At 56.7% G+C, this 252-nt stretch carries 1 protein-coding gene; it reads left to right on the forward strand.

The window, feature by feature from the left end:
- Nucleotides 1-252: iron chelate uptake ABC transporter family permease subunit (locus HBA93_RS22315; RefSeq protein WP_221724696.1), on the forward strand; the 252-nt coding region annotated here is incomplete at both ends.

Here is a 252-nt window from a genome sequence, read left to right on the forward strand (position 1 = left end):
TAATGATCATCTCATCCTTCGTGAGTTTCGTATTCCTCGTGCCTTGGCTGCGGCGCTCGTTGGTGCTGCCTTGGGTGCAGCGGGTGCTTTGATGCAGGGAATAACCCGTAATCCTCTGGCCAGTCCGTCTTTGATGGGGCTGAATGCTGGTGCCGGTCTCATGCTGGTGCTCGGTTTGGCACTCAGCCCGACGCTTGGCTTCACAGTTTTGATCGGGCTGTCTTTTGCCGGTGCTGCAGTAGGCGTTACCGT

The organism is Ochrobactrum sp. SFR4 (assembly GCF_019730395.1).
Lineage (GTDB): Bacteria > Pseudomonadota > Alphaproteobacteria > Rhizobiales > Rhizobiaceae > Pseudochrobactrum.